1 protein-coding gene is annotated in these 890 nt (G+C 44.3%); it reads right to left on the bottom strand.

The annotated features are described in order from the left end of the window. The coding region (locus tag ACFINZ_RS10190; protein ID WP_375701450.1) for a hemagglutinin repeat-containing protein at positions 1-890 on the bottom strand (890 nt) is incomplete at both ends.

The following is an 890-nucleotide window of genomic DNA, read 5'->3' as shown; positions in this document are numbered from 1 at the left end:
GCAAGATTGGTTGTCGCCGCATCATCCTTTTTTCCACCATTAAAGCCAACAGAAACAGAGTTTTGCTTGCTGGAACTTTGTCCCGTATCACTGTGGCTTGTAATGGTGAAATCACCACCAACACCCATCTCTACACGGTTTGCAGAAACCACACCCCCCGCTAGTGTGGTGTTTCCCCCACTGTTGCTATGAACAGTGCCCGTGCCTATAATATGGCTGTTCTTCTGGTGTACCTGTTCACTGGAGCCTTTTCCTTTTCCAAAAGAAGCATTGCCCCTCCAGCCTGAACCGCCACTCCCATAACCGTAGCCAACACCAACATTTACAGAAATATTTTGCGAATGGTTTTGCGTGTTTTGCCTATTTTGCGCACTTTCAAAGGTGATATCTTGTCCTGCTTCCAAATTAATATTTCCGCTCTGTTCATCATTGTTCAGAGAGTTTGTGCCAGCGATAAGATCAGCGCCAACACCATGGATACTCCCATTGTTGGCATGCATGTTGATAGAACGCCCACCTTCTATTGTTGTGGTCACCGCGGTGGAAACTTGAGAAGATGCCTCTGCCTTTTCAGCTTTAAAGTCTACCGTAATGCTGGTTGAAACATCCGCCATATTAAGAAGGTCATCTTTGGTTGCTCCACCCTGCATCCCATTGTAAAGACCTTTGCCTTTGTTATAGAGATCATAACCTTTTAAACCGCCAAGCAAACCATTAATAATGTGGTGTTTGTTATCCTTATTTTTAGCTCGCTTTACTGCATCCCTTATATCTTGTACCGTACCAAGAATACCAACATTGACAGAACCTGTCACACCAGCAAAGAACTTTTCATGCTTTTCTTGTGCATGAGAGGTATCATAGCTTTCCGATAGGGTGATATTATTGCC

The sequence above is a fragment of the Bartonella sp. AA81SXKL genome (assembly GCF_042196945.1).
Lineage (GTDB): Bacteria > Pseudomonadota > Alphaproteobacteria > Rhizobiales > Rhizobiaceae > Bartonella.
Note: the sequence above shows the minus strand (reverse complement) of the source record. Positions and strands in the feature narration are given on the sequence as shown.